The 19,815-nt window shown below is 70.6% G+C and carries 15 protein-coding genes; 13 read left to right on the forward strand and 2 right to left on the reverse strand.

What is annotated here, in order from left to right:
* The first annotated feature begins 1,872 nt into the window (after positions 1 to 1,872).
* The 8 genes from OG226_RS28425 to OG226_RS28460 are packed head-to-tail and all read left to right on the forward strand — an operon-like array spanning position 1,873 to position 11,999.
* The gene (locus OG226_RS28425; RefSeq protein ID WP_328682345.1) at positions 1,873 to 2,673 is read left to right on the forward strand and encodes a TIGR03084 family metal-binding protein; all 801 of its coding nucleotides are present in this window, start codon (positions 1,873 to 1,875) and stop codon (positions 2,671 to 2,673) included.
* On the forward strand, positions 2,670 to 4,391 hold the full coding sequence (locus tag OG226_RS28430) for an acyclic terpene utilization AtuA family protein (protein WP_328682347.1): 1,722 nt from the start codon (positions 2,670 to 2,672) through the stop codon (positions 4,389 to 4,391). The genes OG226_RS28425 and OG226_RS28430 overlap by 4 nt, the downstream gene beginning before the upstream one ends.
* Complete coding sequence (locus OG226_RS28435; protein ID WP_329350437.1) at positions 4,388 to 5,986, forward strand: acyl-CoA carboxylase subunit beta; 1,599 nt, start codon at positions 4,388 to 4,390, stop codon at positions 5,984 to 5,986. The genes OG226_RS28430 and OG226_RS28435 overlap by 4 nt, the downstream gene beginning before the upstream one ends.
* Positions 5,987 to 5,991: 5 nt before the next feature.
* Positions 5,992 to 7,866 carry an acetyl/propionyl/methylcrotonyl-CoA carboxylase subunit alpha gene (locus OG226_RS28440; protein ID WP_329350438.1) on the forward strand — a complete coding sequence of 625 codons (1,875 nt, stop codon included), beginning with the start codon at positions 5,992 to 5,994 and terminating at the stop codon, positions 7,864 to 7,866.
* 45 nt (positions 7,867 to 7,911) lie between these two features.
* The gene (locus OG226_RS28445) at positions 7,912 to 9,042 is read left to right on the forward strand and encodes an acyl-CoA dehydrogenase family protein (RefSeq protein WP_328682353.1); all 1,131 of its coding nucleotides are present in this window, start codon (positions 7,912 to 7,914) and stop codon (positions 9,040 to 9,042) included.
* A gap of 49 nt (positions 9,043 to 9,091) precedes the next feature.
* Positions 9,092 to 10,660: a 4-coumarate--CoA ligase family protein gene (locus OG226_RS28450; protein ID WP_329350439.1), complete on the forward strand. Its 1,569-nt coding sequence runs from the start codon at positions 9,092 to 9,094 to the stop codon at positions 10,658 to 10,660.
* Complete coding sequence (locus OG226_RS28455; RefSeq protein ID WP_329350440.1) at positions 10,657 to 11,394, forward strand: enoyl-CoA hydratase family protein; 738 nt, start codon at positions 10,657 to 10,659, stop codon at positions 11,392 to 11,394. The genes OG226_RS28450 and OG226_RS28455 overlap by 4 nt, the downstream gene beginning before the upstream one ends.
* Positions 11,382 to 11,999, forward strand: coding sequence for a TetR/AcrR family transcriptional regulator (locus OG226_RS28460; protein ID WP_328682359.1), 618 nt, complete (start codon positions 11,382 to 11,384; stop codon positions 11,997 to 11,999). The genes OG226_RS28455 and OG226_RS28460 overlap by 13 nt, the downstream gene beginning before the upstream one ends.
* An 84-nt stretch (positions 12,000 to 12,083) precedes the next feature.
* On the opposite strand, the gene OG226_RS28465 is transcribed toward OG226_RS28460, so the two are convergent.
* Positions 12,084 to 13,196, reverse strand: a complete 1,113-nt coding sequence (locus OG226_RS28465) for a citrate synthase 2 (RefSeq protein ID WP_329350441.1) — start codon at positions 13,194 to 13,196, stop codon at positions 12,084 to 12,086.
* A 232-nt stretch (positions 13,197 to 13,428) separates the two neighbouring features.
* Between OG226_RS28465 and pdxH the strand changes: the two genes are divergently transcribed.
* The 3 genes from pdxH to OG226_RS28480 all read left to right on the forward strand — a co-directional run bounded on the left by pdxH (position 13,429) and on the right by OG226_RS28480 (position 16,623).
* Entirely contained in the window at positions 13,429 to 14,109 is a 681-nt protein-coding gene (gene pdxH / locus OG226_RS28470; protein ID WP_329350442.1) for a pyridoxamine 5'-phosphate oxidase, read from the forward strand.
* 340 nt (positions 14,110 to 14,449) lie between these two features.
* Positions 14,450 to 14,908 (forward strand): GNAT family N-acetyltransferase, encoded by a 459-nt coding sequence (locus OG226_RS28475; RefSeq protein WP_328682364.1) that lies wholly within the window; start codon positions 14,450 to 14,452, stop codon positions 14,906 to 14,908.
* 278 nt (positions 14,909 to 15,186) lie between these two features.
* Positions 15,187 to 16,623 carry a PAS domain-containing protein gene (locus tag OG226_RS28480; protein ID WP_328682366.1) on the forward strand — a complete coding sequence of 479 codons (1,437 nt, stop codon included), beginning with the start codon at positions 15,187 to 15,189 and terminating at the stop codon, positions 16,621 to 16,623.
* A gap of 22 nt (positions 16,624 to 16,645) precedes the next feature.
* On the opposite strand, the gene OG226_RS28485 is transcribed toward OG226_RS28480, so the two are convergent.
* Positions 16,646 to 17,401, reverse strand: coding sequence for an SIS domain-containing protein (locus OG226_RS28485; RefSeq protein WP_329350443.1), 756 nt, complete (start codon positions 17,399 to 17,401; stop codon positions 16,646 to 16,648).
* A gap of 260 nt (positions 17,402 to 17,661) precedes the next feature.
* Here OG226_RS28485 and OG226_RS28490 point away from each other — a divergent pair, with 260 nt between their 5' ends.
* Together OG226_RS28490 and OG226_RS28495 are read left to right on the forward strand one after the other, a co-directional pair.
* Entirely contained in the window at positions 17,662 to 18,354 is a 693-nt protein-coding gene (locus OG226_RS28490; protein WP_328682370.1) for a metal-dependent transcriptional regulator, read from the forward strand.
* A 597-nt stretch (positions 18,355 to 18,951) separates the two neighbouring features.
* Positions 18,952 to 19,809: an alpha/beta fold hydrolase gene (locus OG226_RS28495; protein WP_328682372.1), complete on the forward strand. Its 858-nt coding sequence runs from the start codon at positions 18,952 to 18,954 to the stop codon at positions 19,807 to 19,809.
* The last annotated feature ends 6 nt before the right edge of the window (positions 19,810 to 19,815 follow it).

Below are 19,815 nucleotides of genomic sequence, written 5' to 3' on the forward strand. Positions count from 1 at the left end.
GGTGGCCAAGGTGGGCGGGCCCCTGTCTGTACTGCGTTCCGGGCCGGTGCGAAGGGGCGCGTTCGCGTCCCGCCTGCACGCCGGGTCGGCTCAGCGGCTATCGCCCGGTGGGGTGGGGGCGGGGGGTGACCGCCGCCTTGGGCAGTTCCGGGCCGGGGTGAGGGGACGCGTCCGCGTCTTGTCAGCAGGCCGCCTCGGCTCGGCGGCTGCCCGTCGGTGGGGTGGGAGGGTGCGGTGGGGACTGCCGCCTCGGGCTGATCCGGGCCGGTGCGCGGGGACGCGTCCGCGTCTCGCCTGCACGCCGGGCTGGCTCAGCGGCCAACGGCCGGTGGGGTGGGAGGGTGCGGTGGCGACTGCCCCCTGGCCTGATCCGGAACGGTGCGAGGGGGCGCGCTCGCGTCTCGCCTGCACGCCGGGCCGGCTCAGCAGCCAACCCCCGGTGGGAGAGGAGGCACGGGTGGTGACCGCCGCCTCGGGCTGATCCGGGCCGATGCGCGGGGACGCGCTCGCGTCTCGCCAGCACGCCGCCTCGGCTCGGCGGCTGCCCGTCGGTGGGGTGGGAGGTGCGGTGGGGACTCCCGCCTCGGGCGGATCCGGGCCGGTGCGAGGGGGCGCATTCGCGTCTCGCCTGCACGCCGGGCCGGCTCAGCGGCTATCGGCCGGTGGAGTGGAGAGAACACGGGAGCACAGGGCACAGGGCACGGGGCATGGGGTATGGGGGTGCGTCCTGCCGTCTCGCCCGCATGCCGTGCCTCGGCTCAGCGGCCGGCCCTGGGTGGGTGGGTGGGTGGTTGCTGGAAGCCGGGGGTAAATCTAACCACCGTCCTGACCTTTGGCCGGTTAGGAAAGACTCCGGCCTCCCGAGGAAGCGGGACCGGCGGCCGGGGTCGGGAGGGGGGAGGTGGGTCCGGGAAGTGTGACACTTCCGCTTCGAGTGTCACATTGCTGCGGACCGGGTACCCCAGGGCCCGGGGAAGGCCAGCCGGTCGACGGGGATTCACCGCCCAGACCACCCCCCCTCCTCCCCCCAGGACATCGCCCGGGCCGCCGCCCGGAACCAGTCCGGAGTCCGGAGCCTTCCGCCATGCCTACGGCCCGGAACTGCCCATCAGCCACAGCCTGTTGACCAGGACCCGATGCCCGTGACGTTGGTCCCCGCGTGCCGCACCGGCCGGTGGCCGCTGAACGGGCCCCGCGTGCGGGCGCGCCACCTCGCCCCCGACCCCACCCTCGCTGGAAACCGGGGTCTTTTCTAACCGGTAACGGCACACCACACCAGTTAGTTTTACCCACAGCCTCCACCCCCCCCACCGGCCGTTGGCCGGTGGCCGCTGAGCCGAACCGACGTGCAGGCCAGACGCCAGCGCCCCTGCCTCGACCCGGCCCACTCTTCTCTGGAAGCCGGGGTCATCTCTCACCAGTAAAATCCTGCCACGGTGGTTAGATTTACCCCCGGCTTCCCGCAACCACCCACCGACCCGCCGACCTGCCGGGGGTTGGCCGCTGAGCCCGCCCGGCGTGCTGGCGAGACGCGAGCGCGCTCCCTCACCCCGGACCAGAACGCAGCCCACCCGACGGGATTCGTGCCTGGCCACCCATCCCTCGGGGCCGCCCGCTCGCTTCTCACCACGGGATTGCGGGAGACGAGTCAAGGGTGGAGCGCAGCGGAATCGGCACAGCCGACGCGACCGCAGGGAGCGCCCTTTACTCGGCTCCCGCAATCCCGACACTGACCAAGAAGCGGGCGGCCCAACGGACACGTCACAACTCAGGCCCACGGCACTCCCCCCGGGTCCCAGATTCCCTCATCCCGCCCCGTCTAATAATGCAAGCACGCTTGATTGTTTCTAATGCCCCTGCCATGCTCCCCCCATGTCCGATCCGACGCGCGTGTTCGACGACCTGCGTGACGAGAGCGAGGAACTCGACCGGCTGGTAGCCGAGTTGAGGCCGGAGGGCTGGGCCTTCGAGACGCCCGCCGCCCGCTGGACCGTCGCCCACCAGATCGCCCACCTGGCCTGGACCGACCACTCCGCCCTGCTCGCCGTGACGGACGGGGAAGCGTTCCGCGCGCTGGTCGAGAAGGCGCTCGCAGCTCCCGAGACGTTCGTGGACGCGGGTGCGCAGGAGGGGGCCGCGAAGACGCCGGCCCAACTCCTCGCCGACTGGCGGGCCGGGCGGACGGCCCTGCTGGCAGCCCTGTACGCCGCGCCCACAGGAGTCCGTTTCCCCTGGTACGGGCCACCCATGTCGGCCGCCTCCATGGCCACCGGTCGGCTGATGGAGACCTGGGCCCATGGGCAGGATGTCGCCGACGCGGTCGGTGTGGTCCGGCCGCCTACGGACCGGCTCCGGCATGTGGTGCGCATCGGTGTGCGCGCACGTGACTTCGCCTTCGGTGTGCACGGGCTCACCCCACCGAGCGGGGAGTTCCGTGTTGAACTCCGCGCTCCCTCCGGTGAGTTGTGGGTCTACGGCCCTGAAGACGCTCCCCAACGTGTCACCGGCCCCGCCCTCGACTTCTGCCTCCTCGTCACCCAGCGCGCCCACCGCACCGACCTCGCCGTGGAAGCGGTCGGCCCCGACGCCGATCGCTGGCTCGACATCGCCCAGGCCTTCGCGGGGCCGCCTGGTACTGGACGCCCGCCGAAGCCGAAGGGGGCTGGACAGTGACCTCCACTGTCGCTCCCCTCCGCATAGGCAACGCCTCCGGCTTCTACGGCGACCGCTTCGACGCCCTCCGCGAGATGCTCACCGGCGGCCAACTCGACGTCCTCACCGGTGACTACCTCGCCGAGCTGACCATGCTCATCCTGGGCCGGGACCGGCTGAAGGACCCCGGCGCCGGGTACGCCCGTACCTTCCTCAAGCAGCTGGAGGAGTGTCTCGGGCTCGCCCAGGAGCGTGGGGTGCGGATCGTCACCAACGCCGGGGGGCTGAATCCCGCTGGACTCGCCGACGCCGTAAGGAAGTTGGCCGACCGGCTCGGGATAGCCGTACGGGTCGCGCATGTCGAGGGGGACGATCTCGCCGGGCGGTATCCGGACGCCCTTGCCGCGCACGCCTATCTCGGGGGCTTCGGGATCGCCGCTTGTCTTGATGCGGGGGCCGACGTCGTGGTCACCGGGCGGGTCACCGATGCCGCCCTGGTCACCGGGCCCGCCGTCGCGCACTTCGGGTGGGGGGCCGACGACTACGACCGGCTCGCGGGGGCCGTGGTCGCCGGACATGTGCTGGAGTGCGGGACCCAGGCGACCGGCGGCAACTACGCCTTCTTCACCGAGCACGCGCCCGAAAAGCTCCGCCGCCCCGGCTTTCCGCTCGCCGAGATCCATGAGGACGGCTCCTGCGTCATCACCAAACACCCCGGCACGGGGGGAGTCGTGGACGTCGGTACCGTCACCGCGCAGCTCCTCTACGAGACGCACGGCGCCCGATACGCCGGTCCCGATGTCACCGCCCGCCTCGACACCGTCCGGATCGGTGAGGACGGGACAGGGGCCGGGGTCGACCGGGTTCGGATCGAGGGTGTGCGGGGAGAGGCTCCGCCGCCGAGCCTCAAGGTCGGGCTCAACCGGCTCGGCGGCTTCCGCAACGAGGTCACCTTCGTGCTCACCGGCCTCGACATCGAGCGCAAGGCCACGCTCGTCCGGGAGCAGATGGAGGCCGCGTTCGGCGAGGAGAACGCCAAGTCCCGGCCCGGTGAACTCCGCTGGGATCTCGCCCGTACCGACCACGCGGACGCCTCCACGGAGGAGACCGCCAGCGCGTTGCTGCGGCTCGTCGTGCGGGATGCCGACCCGGAGGTCGTCGGACGGGCGCTGAGCGCCGCCGCCGTCGAACTCGCACTGGCCAGTTACCCCGGCTTCCATGTGCTGACCCCACCTGGAAAGGGAGCGCCCTATGGCGTCTTCGATGATGTGTATGTCCCCCATGGCGACGTCGACCATGTGGCCGTCCTCCACGACGGGCGCCGGATTCCTGTGGCCCCGGCCCACGGCACCCGCGTACTGGAAGACGTTCCGCAGCCGGCCCTCCCCGAGCCTCCGCCGGACGGGCCCACGGCGCGGGCGCCCCTTGGTCTGGTCGCCGGGGCCCGTAGCGGTGACAAGGGAGGGAACGCCAACGTGGGGGTGTGGGCGCGTACGGATGAGGCGTGGCGCTGGCTCGCCCATGCGCTGACCGTCGAGCGGTTCCAGCAACTCCTGCCGGAGACAGCCGAGTTGGGCGTCACGCGGCACGTTCTGCCCAACCTTCGCGCCCTCAACTTCGTCGTCGAGGGGATCCTCGGCGAGGGCGTCGCCGCCCAGCATCGTTTCGATCCGCAGGCCAAGGCCCTGGGCGAATGGCTGCGTTCCCGCCGTCTGGACATACCGGAGGCACTCCTGTGACCGTCCTTCCGACCGCCCTGGACACCAACGGTCCCGACTACACGGCCCACCGCGAGGCCATGCTCGCCAAACTCGCCGAACTCGACGCCGAGCACGCGAAGGCGCTCGCCGGTGGCGGGCCGAAATACGTCGAACGGCACCGCAGACGCGGCAAGTTGCTCGCCCGCGAGCGCATCGAACTGCTCCTCGACCCCGATACCCCCTTCCTCGAACTGTCCCCGCTCGCCGCCTGGGGCAGCGACTACGCGGTCGGCGCCTCACTCGTCACCGGCATCGGGATGGTGGAAGGCGTGGAGTGCCTGATCACCGCCAACGACCCCACCGTGCGCGGGGGAGCCAGTAATCCGTGGTCGCTGAAGAAGGCCCTGCGCGCCAACGACATCGCCCTCGCCAACCGCCTCCCCTGCATCAGCCTCGTCGAGTCCGGCGGCGCCGATCTCCCTTCGCAGAAGGAGATCTTCATCCCGGGCGGCGCCATCTTCCGTGACCTGACCCGGCTTTCGGCCGCCGGCATCCCGACGATCGCCGTCGTCTTCGGCAACTCGACCGCGGGCGGCGCGTACATCCCCGGCATGTCCGACCACGTGATCATGGTCAAGGAGCGGGCGAAGGTGTTCCTCGGCGGACCCCCGCTCGTGAAGATGGCGACCGGCGAGGAGAGTGACGACGAGTCGCTCGGCGGCGCCGAGATGCACGCGCGCGTCTCGGGCCTCGCGGACCACTTCGCCGTGGACGAGCAGGACGCGCTGCGCCAGGCGCGCCGCGTCGTCGCCCGCCTCAACCACCGCAAGGCGTACGGCGATCCGGCCCCGGCCGCGCCTCCCAAGTACGACGAGGACGAACTCCTCGGCATCGTCCCGGGGGACCTCAAGACCCCCTTCGACCCGCACGAGGTCGTCGCCCGGCTCGTCGACGGCTCCGACTTCGACGAGTTCAAGCCCCTCTACGGCACGAGCCTGGTGACGGGCTGGGCCGCCCTGCACGGCTATCCGGTCGGCATCCTGGCGAACGCCCAAGGCGTCCTCTTCAGCCAGGAGTCCCAAAAGGCCGCCCAGTTCATCCAGTTGGCCAACCAGCGCGACATCCCGCTGCTCTTCCTGCACAACACCACCGGCTACATGGTCGGCAAGGAGTACGAACAGGGCGGCATCATCAAGCACGGCGCGATGATGATCAACGCCGTCAGCAACAGCCGCGTACCGCATCTGTCCGTGCTCATGGGCGCCTCGTACGGCGCCGGCCACTACGGCATGTGCGGCCGCGCCTACGACCCCCGCTTCCTCTTCGCCTGGCCCAGCGCCAAGTCCGCCGTCATGGGCCCCCAGCAACTCGCCGGCGTCCTGTCGATCGTCGCCCGCCAGTCGGCCGTGGCGAAGGGGCAGCCCTACGACGAGGACGCGGACGCGGCGCTGCGCGCCATGGTGGAGCAGCAGATCGAGTCCGAGTCCCTGCCGATGTTCCTGTCGGGGCGGCTGTACGACGACGGTGTCATCGACCCGCGCGACACCCGCACCGTCCTCGGCCTGTGCCTGTCCGCCATCCACACCGCGCCCTACGAGGGCGCGCGCGGTGGCTTCGGCGTCTTCCGGATGTGACGGCCATGACCGATGTGAGGGGCCACGTGATTTCGACCGTCCTTGTCGCCAACCGGGGCGAGATCGCCTGCCGGATCTTCCGCACCTGCCGCGAGCTCGGCATCCGCACGGTCGCCGTCCACTCGGACGCCGACGAGCACGCGCTCCACACACGCGTGGCCGACGCGACGGTACGGCTGCCTGGCTCGACGCCCACGGAGACTTACCTGCGCGGGGAGTTGATAGTGAAGGCGGCCGTCGCGGCGGGCGCCGACGCGGTCCACCCCGGCTACGGCTTCCTCTCCGAGAACGCCGACTTCGCCCGCGCCGTCCAGGCCGCCGGCCTGCTCTGGATCGGCCCCCCGCCCGAGGCGATCGAGGCCATGGCCTCCAAGACCCGCGCCAAGCAACTCATGGGCATCGCCCCCCTGGAACACGTCACCGAGAACGACCTCCCGGTCCTGGTGAAGGCCGCGGCGGGCGGCGGTGGACGCGGTATGCGCGTCGTACGCCAACTCGCGGACCTGGAAGCCGAGTTGACGGCGGCCCGGGCCGAGGCGGCCAGTGCCTTCGGCGACGGCGAGGTCTTCGTCGAGCCCTACGTGGAAGGCGGCCGACACGTCGAGGTACAGATCCTCGCCGACACCCACGGCACGGTCTGGGCCCTCGGCACCCGCGACTGCTCCCTCCAACGCCGCCACCAGAAGGTGATCGAGGAGTCCCCGGCCCCGGGCCTGCCGGATCAACTCACCGAGGAGCTGAGCGAGTTGGCGGTACGCGCCGCCCGCGCGGTCGCCTACGAAGGCGCCGGAACGGTCGAGTTCCTGGTCTCTTCCGACAACCAGGCCCACTTCCTGGAGATGAACACCCGCCTCCAGGTCGAACACCCGGTGACAGAGGCCGTGTTCGGCATCGACCTGGTGGCCCTGCAACTGCGCATCGCGGAGGGCGAGCCCCTCGAAAGCGAACCCCCGAGCGCGCGCGGCCACGCGATAGAGGCCCGCCTCTACGCCGAGGACCCGTCCCACGACTGGACCCCCCAGACCGGCACCCTGCACCGCCTGGCCGTCCCGAACGGCGTCCGCCTCGACACGGGTTACACCGACGGCGACACCATAGGCATCCACTACGACCCGATGCTCGCCAAGGTCGTAGCCCACGCCCCCACCCGCGCCGAAGCCCTCCGCAAACTCGCCGGCGCCCTGGAACGGACGACCATCCACGGCCCGATCACCAACCGCGCCCTCCTCGTCAACTCCCTTCGCCACAAGGAGTTCACGACCACCCACATGGACACGGGCTTCTACGACCGCCACCTCCCGGAACTCACCCGACAAGCCCCCGACCCGCACGCCCCCCTCGCCGCAGCCCTCGCCGACACCCACGGCCGCTCCCGCTTCGGAGGAGGCGGCTGGCGCAATCTCCCCTCCCAGCCCCAGACCAAGCGCTACACCATGGCGGGCGAGGAGCACGAGGTCCACTACCGCCACACGCGGGAGGGCCTGACGGCGGACGGGGTACGCGTCATCCACGCGGACGCGGGTCGAGTCGTACTCGAAGTGGACGGCGTGCAGAGGAAGTTCGAGGTCGCGAGCTACGGCGACGACCAGGTGTACGTGAACGCGACGACCCTGACAGCCCTTCCTCGCTTCCCCGACCCAGCCGCCCAACTGGCCCCCGGTTCACTGCTGGCACCGATGCCGGGCACGGTGGTGAGAGTGGCGGAGGGCTTGGCGGTAGGAGCCCAAGTAGCAGCAGGCGCCCCCTTGTTGTGGCTGGAGGCAATGAAGATGGAACACAAGATCACAGCCCCGGTCACGGGAAGTCTGACGGCCCTGAACGCTGTACCTGGCCAACAGGTACAGCTAGCCGCCCTATTGGCGGTAATCAAGCCCACCTAAAAGGGGCGCGGGGAACTGCGCGACCAGCCACAACGAGGGAGCCACATGCCCACGACCGAAACCGAAGAACACAAGGCCCTACGTTCAGCCGTCTCCGCCCTAGGAAAACGCCACGGCCGGACCTACGACCGAGAACAACTCTGGTCCGAGGCGGCCAAACTAGGCTACCTAGGCGTCAACCTCCCCGAGGAATACGGCGGCGGCGGAGGCGGCATCTCCGAACTCTCCATAGTCCTGGAGGAGTTGGGCGCAGCCGGATGCCCCCTCCTGATGATGGTCGTGTCACCAGCAATCTGCGGCACAGTAATCGCCCGCTTCGGCACCGAAGAACAAAAGCAGACCTGGCTGCCCGCGCTGGCCGACGGCACCCGCACCATGGCCTTCGGCATCACGGAACCCGACGCCGGCTCCAACAGCCACCGCATCACCACCACGGCCCGCAAAGACGGCACGGACTGGCTCCTCACCGGCCGCAAGGTCTTCATCTCCGGCGTCGACCTGGCCGACGCGACCCTCATAGTCGGCCGCACGGAAGACTCCCGCACAGGCCGCCTGAAGCCCTGCCTGTTCATCGTCCCGCGAGACGCCCCCGGCTTCACCCGCCGCCAGATAGACATGGAACTCCAGGCCACGGAGAAGCAGTTCGAGCTGACCCTGGACGACGTACGACTCCCCGCCGACGCACTGGTCGGAGACGAGGACGCCGGCCTCCTCCAGCTCTTCGCCGGTCTCAACCCCGAACGCATCATGACCGCCGCCTTCGCGATCGGCATGGGCCGCTACGCGCTGGCCCGAGCCATCGAGTACGCGCGCGACCGCACCGTATGGGACGCCCCCATCGGCGCCCACCAGGCCATCGCGCACCCCCTCGCCCAGGCGCACATCGACCTCGAACTCGCCCGCCTGATGATGCAGAAGGCGGCGTACCTGTACGACGCCGGTGACGACGTGGGCGCGGGCGAGGCCGCCAACATGGCCAAGTACGCGGCCGGCGAGGCCTGCGTGCGGGCCGTCGACCAGTCCGTGCACACCCTCGGCGGCAACGGCCTCACGCGGGAATTCGGGCTCGCCTCGTTGATAACCGCCGCGCGCGTGGCTCGTATTGCTCCGGTGAGCCGGGAGATGATTCTCAACTACGTCTCCCACCAGACCCTGGGCCTGCCCAAGTCGTACTAGCCCAAGGCCCGAAGCCCGCCAGAAGCCCAGTGCCGCGCCAGGAGGAACCATGTTCCGCAGCGAGTACGCAGACGTTCCGGCCGTCGAACTCCCCATCCACGACGCGGTGTTGGCCCGGGCCGCCGAGTTCGGCGACGAACCCGCGCTGGTGGACGGCACGGACGGCACCACGCTCACGTACACCCAACTCGACGCGTTCCACCGGCGGATCGCGGCCGGCCTCGCGGACGCGGGCGTGCGCAAGGGGGACGTGCTCGCCCTGCACAGCCCCAACACGGTCGCTTTCCCCCTGGCGTTCTACGCCGCCACGCGCGCGGGTGCCTCCGTCACGACGGTGCACCCGCTCGCCACCCCGGAGGAGTTCGCCAAGCAGCTGCGCGACTCGGCGGCCCGCTGGATCGTCACCCTGTCACCACTCGTCGACGCGGCACGCCGTGCCGCCGAACTCGCGGGCGGCGTCGAGGAGATATTCGTCTGCGACAGCGCGCCGGGCCACCGCTCCCTCGCCGACATGCTCGGCTGCACGGCCCCCGAGCCGGTGGTCGACATCGACCCGGTGACGGACGTGGCGGCCCTCCCGTACTCCTCGGGCACGACGGGCACCCCGAAGGGCGTGATGCTCACCCACCGCCAAATAGCGACGAACCTCGCCCAGTTGGAGCCCGCGGTGCCCACCGGCCCCGGCGACCGCATCCTCGCCGTGCTCCCCTTCTTCCACATCTACGGTCTGACGGCCCTGATGAACGCCCCCCTGAGGAAGGGTGCCGCGGTCGTGGTCCTCCCGCGCTTCGAGCTGGAGACCTTCCTCGCGGCCATCGAGAACCACCGCATCACCGGCCTCTACGTGGCCCCGCCCATAGTCCTGGCCCTCGCCAAGCACCCGGCGGTCGCCCAGTACGACCTCTCGTCCCTCAAATACATCATCAGCGCCGCCGCCCCCCTCGACGCGAACCTCGCCGCCGCCTGCTCCCAGCGCCTGGGCCTGCCGCCCGTGGGCCAGGCGTACGGCATGACGGAACTGTCCCCGGGCACCCACGTGGTCCCCGTACGGGACATGCCCACCGCACCCCCGGGAACCGTGGGCAAACTCATCGCCGGCACCGAGATGCGGATCGTCTCCCTCGACGACCCCGACAAGGACCTCGGCATCGGCGAGGCGGGCGAACTCCTCATCCGCGGCCCCCAGGTGATGAAGGGCTACCTCGGCCGCCCCGACGACACCGCCGCGATGATCGACCGGGACGGCTGGCTGCGCACCGGGGACGTCGGCTACGTGGACGACGGCGGCTGGACGTTCGTCGTCGACCGGGTCAAGGAACTCATCAAGTACAAGGGCTTCCAGGTGGCCCCCGCCGAACTGGAGGCCCTCCTGCTCACCCACCCCGGCATCGCCGACGCGGCCGTCGTGGGCGAGTACAACGACGACAACAACGAGGTCCCGCACGCCTACGTGGTCCGCCAGCAGACCGCCCTGGACCTCTCCCAGAGCGAGGTCCTGATGTACGTCGCCGAACGCGTCGCCCCGTACAAACGCGTCCGCATGGTCAGCTTCGTCGATGCCGTCCCACGAGCCGCCTCCGGCAAGATCCTGCGCCGGGAACTGCGAGGCCGCGCATGACACTGATCGGTCGTACACGCGCACGTGGTATCGAGACCCTGAGCCTGGACTCACCGGCGACCAGGAACGCGCTGTCGGCGTCCCTGGTGGGCGAGTTGGCGGACGCGCTGACGGAGTGCGCGAAGGACGCCGACGTACGGGCGATCGTCCTCACCCACACCGGCAACACGTTCTGCGCGGGCGCGGACCTGCGGGACCCGCCACCCCCGGACGCCCTGGTGGCCGTACTCCGCCGGATCATCGAACTCCCCAAGCCGGTGGTGGCGCGAGTGACAGGCCACGTAAGGGCAGGCGGCCTGGGCCTGCTCGCGGCCTGCGACATCGCGGCAGCCGCGACCGAGTCCGCCACCTTCGCCTTCACAGAGGTACGGATCGGGGTGGCCCCGGCGGTGATCTCCCTCCCACTCCTTCCCCGCACGGACCCCCGACTCCTGGCCCGCTACTACCTCACCGGCGAGCGTTTCGACGCGACGGAGGCGACCCGCGCAGGTCTGCTGACGGTGGCGGGAGAGGACGTGGACGAGGCACTGGCACCGATCCTCGACGGCCTGCGCCGGGCCGCTCCCGAGGCCCTGGCCGAGACGAAACGGCTGCTCACGGCTAGGGTGCTGGAATCCTTCGACCGGGACGCGGCCGACCTGACCGCGCTCTCGGCACGGCTGTTCGGCTCCGCGCAGGCCCGCGAGGGGATGACAGCATTCCTCGAACGACGGGATCCCGCATGGGTGGTGTGAGCGCGACGACGGCGCCGGGCGCGGTCGACCGCAGACCCAAGCAGGACCGCAGCCGGGCCACCCGCCAACGCCTCCTGGAAGCCGCCGTGTCCTGCCTGGCCGAACACGGCTGGGCCGGCTCCACGGTCTCCGTCGTGGCCGAACGCGCCGGCGTCTCCCGAGGCGCCGCCCAACACCATTTCCCCACCCGCGAGGACCTCTTCACGGCGGCGGTCGAGTACGTCGCCGAGGAACGCTCCACGGCACTGCGTTCCCTCTTCCCCCAGGGCGCCGCAGACCGCCGAGCCGTGGTCGAGGCCCTCGTCGACCTCTACACCGGCCCCTTGTTCCGCGCGGCCCTCCACCTCTGGGTAGCCGCGTCGAACGAGGACCAACTCCGCCCCCGGGTAACCGAGTTGGAGGCGAAGGTGGGCCGCGAGACCCACCGCATCGCGGTCGAGCTGCTGAACGCGGACGAGTCCCGGCAGGGAGTGCGGGAGACAGTCCAGGGCCTCCTGGACATGGCGAGAGGCCTGGGCCTGGCCAACCTGCTCACGGACGACAGGGGCAGGCGGGAGAGGGTTGTGGCTCAGTGGGCGGTGCTGTTGGAACACACCTTGGGGTGAGGGCTCTTGGTCTTTCAGGGGCGCGGGGAACTGCGCGACCAGCCACATCGAGCCCGCACCCGCCCACGCTCCCAAGGCCCCCCTTCAGCGGGCGATATCCGAGAACCCCTCGATCGACTGAGGCCCACGAGACTCCGGCCCCACATACCGAGCGGACGGCCGCACAAGCCGCCCCGTCCGCATCTGCTCAAGAATGTGCGCCGACCATCCCGCCGTACGCGCACACGTGAACATCGACGTGAACATGTGCGCCGGCACCTCGGCGAAGTCCAGCACGATCGCCGCCCAGAACTCGACGTTGGTCGCCAGCACCCGATCGGGCCGCCGCGCATGCAACTCCGCCAGCGCCGCCTTCTCCAACGCCTCCGCGATCTCGAACCGCGGCGCCCCCAACTCCCGCGCGGTACGCCGCAGTACACGAGCCCGAGGATCCTCGGCCCGGTACACCCGGTGCCCGAACCCCATCAACCGTTCACCCTTGTCGAGCGCCTGCCGCACATACGCCTCGGCATCCCCGGTCCGCTCGATCTCCTCGATCATCCCGAGCACCCGGGACGGCGCCCCACCGTGCAGAGGCCCGGACATCGCACCCACGGCACCGGACAGCGCGGCGGCGACATCGGCACCGGTGGAGGCGATGACGCGAGCCGTGAAGGTAGACGCGTTCATGCCGTGCTCGGCAGCGGACGTCCAGTACGCGTCCACGGCAGCCACATGCTTCGGATCCGGCTCCCCCCGCCACCGGATCATGAACCGCTCGACGACCGAGTGCGCCTTGTCGATCTCACTCTGCGGAACCATCGCGTTCCCCTGCCCGCGCGCGGACTGGGCGACGTACGACAGCGCCATCACGGCCGCGCGGGCGAGGTCGTCGCGGGCCTGCTCCTCGTCGATGTCGAGGAGCGGCTTGAGGCCCCACACGGGCGCGAGCATGGCCAGCGCGGACTGTACGTCGACGCGGATGTCCCCCGAGTGCACCGGGATCGGGAACGGCTCGGCGGCCGGCAGCCCGGGGTCGAAGGCGCCGTCGACGAGCAGCCCCCAGACGTTGCCGAACGAGACGTGACCGACCAGATCCTCGATGTCGACGCCCCGGTACCGCAGGGCGCCGCCTTCCTTGTCCGGTTCGGCGATCTCCGTCTCGAAAGCGACGACTCCTTCGAGTCCGGGTACAAAGGAGGGGTCGAGGTCGGACATCAGGCGGCTCCTCATGCTGTGGCTCCACGGTCACGGAGGACTCGCGGGCCGAAGATAGAGACATCAGCACCATAACGCCGGGTGCCACACAAGGGGAGGGTCTACGGCACTGAGTGCCACCCGAACTCGCGACCGCACGCGACGGCCCGCGAGGGCAGGCGACCCCACGTGACCGCAGACGGGCCGCACGCAACCGCCCCGCCCCCACACCGCCGTACGGCAGGATGATCGTGTGACCGACCGCGATCCCACCGACCGTGATCCCCGCCTCGACCCCGCCGTGATGCGCGAGCAGTACCGCGCGGAGGGCCTCGACGAGAAGGACCTCGCAGCCGACCCCATGACACAGTTCGGCCGCTGGTTCGAGGAGGCAGCGCTCCAGGACCTCGTCTACGAGCCGAACGCCATGGTCGTCTCCACCGCCGACGCCGAGGGCCGCCCCAGTTCCCGCACGGTCCTCCTGAAGCACTACGACGCCCAGGGCTTCGTCTTCTACACGAACTACGACTCCCGCAAGGCCCGCGAACTCGGCGTCAACCCGTACGTCTCGCTGCTCTTCCCCTGGCACCCGATGGCCCGCCAGGTCCTGGTCACCGGCACCGCCCGCCGCACCGGCCGCGACGAGACCGCCGCGTACTTCCGCACCCGCCCGCACGGCTCCCAGCTCGGCGCCTGGGCCAGCACCCAGTCCACGGTGATCCACTCACGGGCCGAACTGGAGTCGTCGTACGCCGGCCTGCTCGCCCGCTACCCCGAGGGCGAACAGGTCCCGGTCCCCCCGCACTGGGGCGGCTTCCGCATCGCCCCCCAGACGGTCGAGTTCTGGCAGGGCCGGGAAAACCGCCTCCACGACCGCCTCCGCTACACGGCGGAACCGGCAGGCACCTGGCGAGTGGACCGCCTGAGCCCCTGACCCGCAGGGCCCCGGAAACACAGACGACCCGCGAGCTCAGGTCCCTCCGCCTCACAGCGGGGGAGCCGGCCGGACGTACCGGCGAGCTCGCGGGTCGGGTGACTGCGTTGGGTTAGGCCGGTTGCGCGCAACTCACACACGCTGGTCCGGCGCCGAACCGAGTACGACGGCGGGCCACTAGCCCGCAGTCACCTCTTCCGTCCGGTTTCCATACATCTGCCGAACCACCTCCTTTCCGAAGTACTCGCCACCCTAGGAACCCCTCGCCGACGGATCAACCGCTTTTTTCGAGTTATGAACTCACTGGACGAGAATGCGCTGGTCATCTAGGTTCCGGCCCATGACCGACCTGCGTATGGAACCGGTGGATCCGGAGGCTGAGGACGCCCTCCAGGACTGGCGGCACGTCCACAACCTGATCGTGCCGCCCGCCGCGCTGTCCCTCGACGAGGTGCGGGAGCGGAGCGGGCGGAACCGGCTGGAGAACGCCTACCTGGGGGACGTGCTCGTGGGCTGCTCCACCGTGCGGCCCCCGCAGGGCGAGGACGCGGTGGCGACCGTCATCGCGCGCGTGCTGCCCGATTTCCGGCGGCGCGGCTACGGAGTCGCCCTCTACGAAAACGGCCTCACGCGCGCGCGTGCGCTCGGCGCCGGTGCGATCGAGACCGTCGTCCTGGCCGCCAACACGGACGGGCTGCGGTTCGCCGAGGCGCGGGGCTTCGTCGAGACCGAGCGCTATGTGCTGGATGGCGAGACCGACTTGTGGATCACCCTGCGGTTGCGGTCGTGGACTCCGTAGGCCAGGGCGGGACCGTCAACTCCGGCTGCGACGAGGTTGTTTGGAAGAGGTACCTCGTGGTCGGGTTCCAGCCAGTGTCGTCCGTGGCGCGGTGAGTCGTTCGTCGAGCGGGAGACGGGCGGGCATCGGTCGAGTGTGCCGGGAGCGAGCCGGCGTCGTACAACGATTCCCTCAATCTTGCGGGAACTCGGTGTGTGCTGCGTCACGTTCGAGTTGAATGAGGGGGAGTGAGTGAACCGACGCGTCGTGTCCGCGGACGCAGCCTGCAGGGGGTCCAGGTGAGTGCTTCCCGGCGTAGTGGGACCACCGATGAGTTGGGTCCCGACGAGCCCGAGCGGGACGGTGAGCCCGAAGGGGTCGGCGGATCCGACCTGTTGGCCGCGTTGCTGGACGGGATGGACGCGGCGCTGTGCGCGTTCGACGCGGACGGGGTGCTGACGCACTGGAACCGCGAGGCGGAGCGCATCCTGGGCTGGACCGCGGCCGAGGCCGTGGGGCGGCAGGGGCTCGCCGGGTGGGCCGTGCGGAGTGCGGACGCCGAGGAGGTCGAGGGGCGGCTCATGTCCGCCATGCAGGCCCCTGGGCGGCAGGTCCACGAGTTCGCTCTGCTGACCAAGGACGGTGGGCGGGTGCTCGTGCGGACCCAGTCCGCCGCCGTGCGCGGGCCCGACGGGAAGCCCGCCGGGGTCTACTGCGCCTTCAGCGAAGTGCATGCCCAGATCGACCTTGAGCGGTCAATCGCCTTGAGTGAGGCCCTCTTTGAGGATGCCTCCTGGGGTGTTGTGCTCGTTGATGCGGACTTGCGGCCTGCTGTCGTCAACTCGCATGCCGCTCGTGCGCTTGGTACCGGGCGTACCTCCGTGCTCGGGCGGCCCCTTGGTGAGCTGCTCGCCCAAGGGGTCGAGGAGTTGGAGGCCGCGCTCACGCATGTGCTCGCCGAGGGTGCGCCGCCGGCGCCCGCGGAGATCTGGGTGAGTGTACGGACGCCGGAGGGCAATCTCCGGCGCTGCTGGCGGAGTGGCTTCCTGCGGCTCTCCTCGCCGCTCACCGAGGAACCGGTGCCGCTCGGCGTCGGCTGGCTCTTCCAGGACGTCACCGAGGCCAAGCAGTTGGAGCAGGAGGCGTCGTTGCTGCGCTTCCGCGCTCAGCAACTGCACCGCGCCGCCCGCGCCGCCGCCGAGTGCGAGGACCCGCGCGACGCGGCGACCGTCCACCTCGACTTCGCTCTCGCCGGCTTCGCCGACCACGCCCTCATCGACCGGGTCGCGGGCGGATCTTTGAACGACAGTGAGGGCCTACGCGGTGGTACGGCGGCCGTACGACTCATTCGGGTCGCCGCTACGCCCACGGGGGCACCCGGCCCCAGCCTCCTCACCGGCGCCGCCGGGCTGCCCGTGCGCTACGGAGAGGGGCATCCCGCCCTGCAGTGCGTCGAACGCGTCGGCTCCGTGCGGGCCAGTATCGGCAACGTCCCGCCCGAGCAGGCCCGCGAGTGGGCCCGGGTCAGGCAGTGGCCCACGGACGCCGTGCACGCCCTGTGCGCGGTGCTGCGCAGCCGGGGGCGCACCCTGGGCGTCGTGACGTTCCTACGGGGCGCCGGGCGCAGCCAGTTCGAACGGTCCGACTCGATCTACGCCGAGGACGTGGCCGTACGGATCGCCGCCGCGCTGGATCTGGCGGAGGCGGCGGGCGAGAAGCGAGCCGCTACCCAGTAGTGAGCCACTACTGGGCCGTCGCTCAGTACTGGTAGAAGATCCGGTCCCGGTACTCCTCGAAGACCCGGCCGTTCCACTCGTGGCCGCCGTCCACGTTCCCGGAGCGCAGCAGTGGCGGCTCGATGCCCCGGTCGGCCAGGGTCGCCGCCGCCGTCGCCATGACCGCCTGGAGGAGGGCCGTGGTGACGGCCGTGGAGGCGGGGGCGAAGGGGGCCGGGATGGTGTCGAGGGTGAGTTCAGCGTCGCCGATCGCGATCTTCGAGTCGAGGACGACGTCGCAGTGGTCCTTCAGATACGTCCCGGAGACGTGCCGGGACGTCGTCTCCGAGGCGTACGCCACCGACGTCACGCCGATGACCCGGACACCGAGGGAGCGGGCCTTCATCGCCATCTCCACGGGGAGCGCGTTGCGCCCGGACAGCGAGATGATCACCAGGGCGTCTCCGGAGCGCAGCGGTGACGTCTCCAGGACGACGCTCGCGAGGCCGTCGACGCGCTCCAGGGCGGAGCCCAGCGTGGCCGGCATGACGTCGACGCCGACGACTCCGGGGACGGTGAGCAGGTTCATCAGGGCGAGCCCGCCCGCGCGGTAGACGACGTCCTGGGCCGCGAGGGAGGAGTGCCCGGCACCGAAGGCGAAGAGGCGCCCGCCCTCGGCGACGGTGTCCGCGAGGAGCGTGCCGGCCGCCTGGACGGAGTCGGCCTCTTCGTCGCGGACCCGCTGGAGGAGGGTGATCGCGGCGTCGAAGAACTGGCCGGCCGGCGTACGGTCGCTCATGCGGAAGCCCCTTCGGTACGGTTGCCATGCGGCTGTGTCGCGGATCACCGTGCGGTCTGGACCAGCGCGCTGTCAATACGGCGGGCAAGGCCGGGGAACCCGGGTGGCGGGCCGCCGCGCAGGGGCCCACAGGTGGCCGTAACCGGCTGGTTTCAGCGGCGCGGCACGGTTGTCAGTGGTATGCGTCAGAATTGAGTCCAGGGCCAGCGCACGCGCCGCGGAGCCGTCGAGCTTCGGGCAGAGGTAATCGAGGGGCACGTATGTCCGGACTGATCGACACCACGGAGATGTATCTCCGCACCATCCTTGAGCTTGAGGAGGAAGGTGTGGTCCCCATGCGCGCCCGCATCGCCGAGCGGCTCGACCAGAGCGGCCCGACGGTGAGCCAGACGGTGGCGCGCATGGAGCGCGACGGCCTGGTGGCCGTGGCCAGCGACCGCCACCTGGAGCTGACCGACGAGGGCCGCCGGCTCGCCACCCGCGTGATGCGCAAGCACCGGCTCGCCGAGTGTCTGCTCGTCGACGTGATCGGCCTGGAGTGGGAGCAGGTGCACGCCGAGGCCTGCCGCTGGGAGCACGTGATGAGCGAGGCCGTGGAGCGCCGCGTCCTTGAGCTGCTGCGCCACCCCACGGAGTCGCCGTACGGCAACCCGATCCCCGGGCTTGAGGAGCTGGGCGAGAAGGACGGGGCCGACCCGTTCCTGGACGAGGGCATGGTGTCGCTGGCCGACCTCGACCCGGGTGTCGACGGCAAGACCGTCGTCGTACGGCGGATCGGCGAGCCCATCCAGACGGACGCGCAGCTGATGTACACGCTCCGGCGCGCGGGCGTGCAGCCCGGCTCGGTGGTGAGCGTGACGGAGTCGGCGGGCGGGGTGCTGGTGGGCAGCGGCGGTGAGGCGGCCGAGCTGGAGTCGGAGGTCGCCTCGCACGTGTTCGTGGCCAAGCGCTGAGCCGAGGGGTGAGGGGCGGGCCGAGCGCTGAGCTGCGGGTCGTTCAACTCATGGGGCGCGAGGGGTAGTTGTGGCGTCCCGGCGGGGCCGTCGGCGAACTCGGCGAATCCGAGATTCGCTGCGCTGAATCGCAGCGCTCCGGCGCTGCGCGTGCCAGGCTGTCGCGTAAGGCATATGACCGTGAGGGGGACGGGAGGATGTGCCGTAGACGTGGAGAGGGCCCCGGCGCCGTGCGGCGCCGGGGCCTGTCCTCCCCTGTGCTGACCCGGAGCCCCGAGCTCTCAAGGTCATCCCCTTCGGACCGGTTTCCCCGAGCGGTCCGCCTCCCGCTGAAGATCTCCCCTCGGCGGCGGCGATCATTCCTTGAGCCGGGTCACTCGAACGAGGGGTGTTGCGGCCCGAGACGGTATTTTCGAATCTGTATTCGATAACCTGTGGATGATGAAACCAGCGGGGCATGAGCTGTAGGAAGAGACGAGCGAGAGAAGAGACGGCGACAGGAAGAAACGGCACAGGCGGCAGAGCGTGGTTCACAGGACCGGTGGGCTCGAAGCGGGAGCGAGCGGTCCGTGCGGAGCTAGGGGGGTCCCAGGACCAATGGCGCGGCGCATCGACGTGACCGGAGCAGGCGGCGTACGCCTGGCCGCATGGGAGTTCGCGGACCCGCCCAAGTCGGGGGAGACCGAGCGGGCACCCGGAGTTCTGTTACTGCACGGCCTGATGGGCCGTGCCTCGCACTGGGCGTCCACCGCCCGCTGGCTCTCCGAACGGCACCGCGCCGTCGCCCTCGACCAGCGCGGCCACGGCCAGAGCGAGAAGCCGCCCCGGGCGGCCTTCACCCGCGAGGCCTACGTCGAGGACGCGGAGGCGGCGCTGGAGCAGCTGGGGCTCGCTCCGGTCGTTCTCATCGGGCACGCGATGGGCGCGCTCACGGCGTGGCAGTTGGCGGCGAAACGGCCCGATCTGGTGCGGGGGTTGATCATCTGCGACATGCGGGCGTCCGCGCTGGGCGCGGCCTCGCAGCGGGAGTGGGCCGACTGGTTCGAGTCCTGGCCCGCTCCCTTCGCCACGCTTGCGGATGTCCGTAAGTGGTTCGGCGAGGACGATCCGTGGGTGGAGCGGCCGAATCCGTCCCGGGGGGAGTTCTACGCCGAGGTCATGCACGAGTCTGGCGACGGGTGGCGGCCGGTGTTCGAGCCTGAGCAGATGCTGAAGTCGCGGGAGACGTGGGTGTACGACGCGCACTGGGAGGAGCTGGCTCAGGTGCAGTGTCCTGCGCTGGTCGTTCGGGGGCTCGACGGGGAGTTGGGGCGGGCTGAGGCGCAGGAGATGGTGCGGGTGCTGCCGCGAGGGGAGTACGCGGAGGTTGCCGATGCCGGGCATCTGGTGCACTACGACCAGCCCGAGGCCTGGCGGGCGGCTATTGAGCCGTTTCTTGACGGGGTGCTGGTGTGAGATCGC

It is taken from the genome of Streptomyces sp. NBC_01261 (assembly GCF_036226385.1).
Taxonomy (GTDB): domain Bacteria; phylum Actinomycetota; class Actinomycetes; order Streptomycetales; family Streptomycetaceae; genus Streptomyces.

Excerpts from the sequence above, each read along its gene's own strand:
- OG226_RS28455 (WP_329350440.1), top strand. The coding sequence starts at position 10,657 with ATGACACTGATCGGTCGTACACGCGCACGTGGTATCGAGACCCTGAGC.
- OG226_RS28490 (WP_328682370.1), top strand. The coding sequence starts at position 17,662 with ATGTCCGGACTGATCGACACCACGGAGATGTATCTCCGCACCATCCTT.
- OG226_RS28475 (WP_328682364.1), top strand. The coding sequence starts at position 14,450 with ATGACCGACCTGCGTATGGAACCGGTGGATCCGGAGGCTGAGGACGCC.
- OG226_RS28425 (WP_328682345.1), top strand. The coding sequence starts at position 1,873 with ATGTCCGATCCGACGCGCGTGTTCGACGACCTGCGTGACGAGAGCGAG.
- OG226_RS28460 (WP_328682359.1), top strand. The coding sequence starts at position 11,382 with ATGGGTGGTGTGAGCGCGACGACGGCGCCGGGCGCGGTCGACCGCAGA.
- OG226_RS28450 (WP_329350439.1), top strand. The coding sequence starts at position 9,092 with ATGTTCCGCAGCGAGTACGCAGACGTTCCGGCCGTCGAACTCCCCATC.
- OG226_RS28465 (WP_329350441.1), bottom strand. The coding sequence starts at position 13,196 with ATGTCCGACCTCGACCCCTCCTTTGTACCCGGACTCGAAGGAGTCGTC.
- OG226_RS28440 (WP_329350438.1), top strand. The coding sequence starts at position 5,992 with ATGACCGATGTGAGGGGCCACGTGATTTCGACCGTCCTTGTCGCCAAC.
- OG226_RS28495 (WP_328682372.1), top strand. The coding sequence starts at position 18,952 with ATGGCGCGGCGCATCGACGTGACCGGAGCAGGCGGCGTACGCCTGGCC.
- OG226_RS28485 (WP_329350443.1), bottom strand. The coding sequence starts at position 17,401 with ATGAGCGACCGTACGCCGGCCGGCCAGTTCTTCGACGCCGCGATCACC.
- OG226_RS28445 (WP_328682353.1), top strand. The coding sequence starts at position 7,912 with ATGCCCACGACCGAAACCGAAGAACACAAGGCCCTACGTTCAGCCGTC.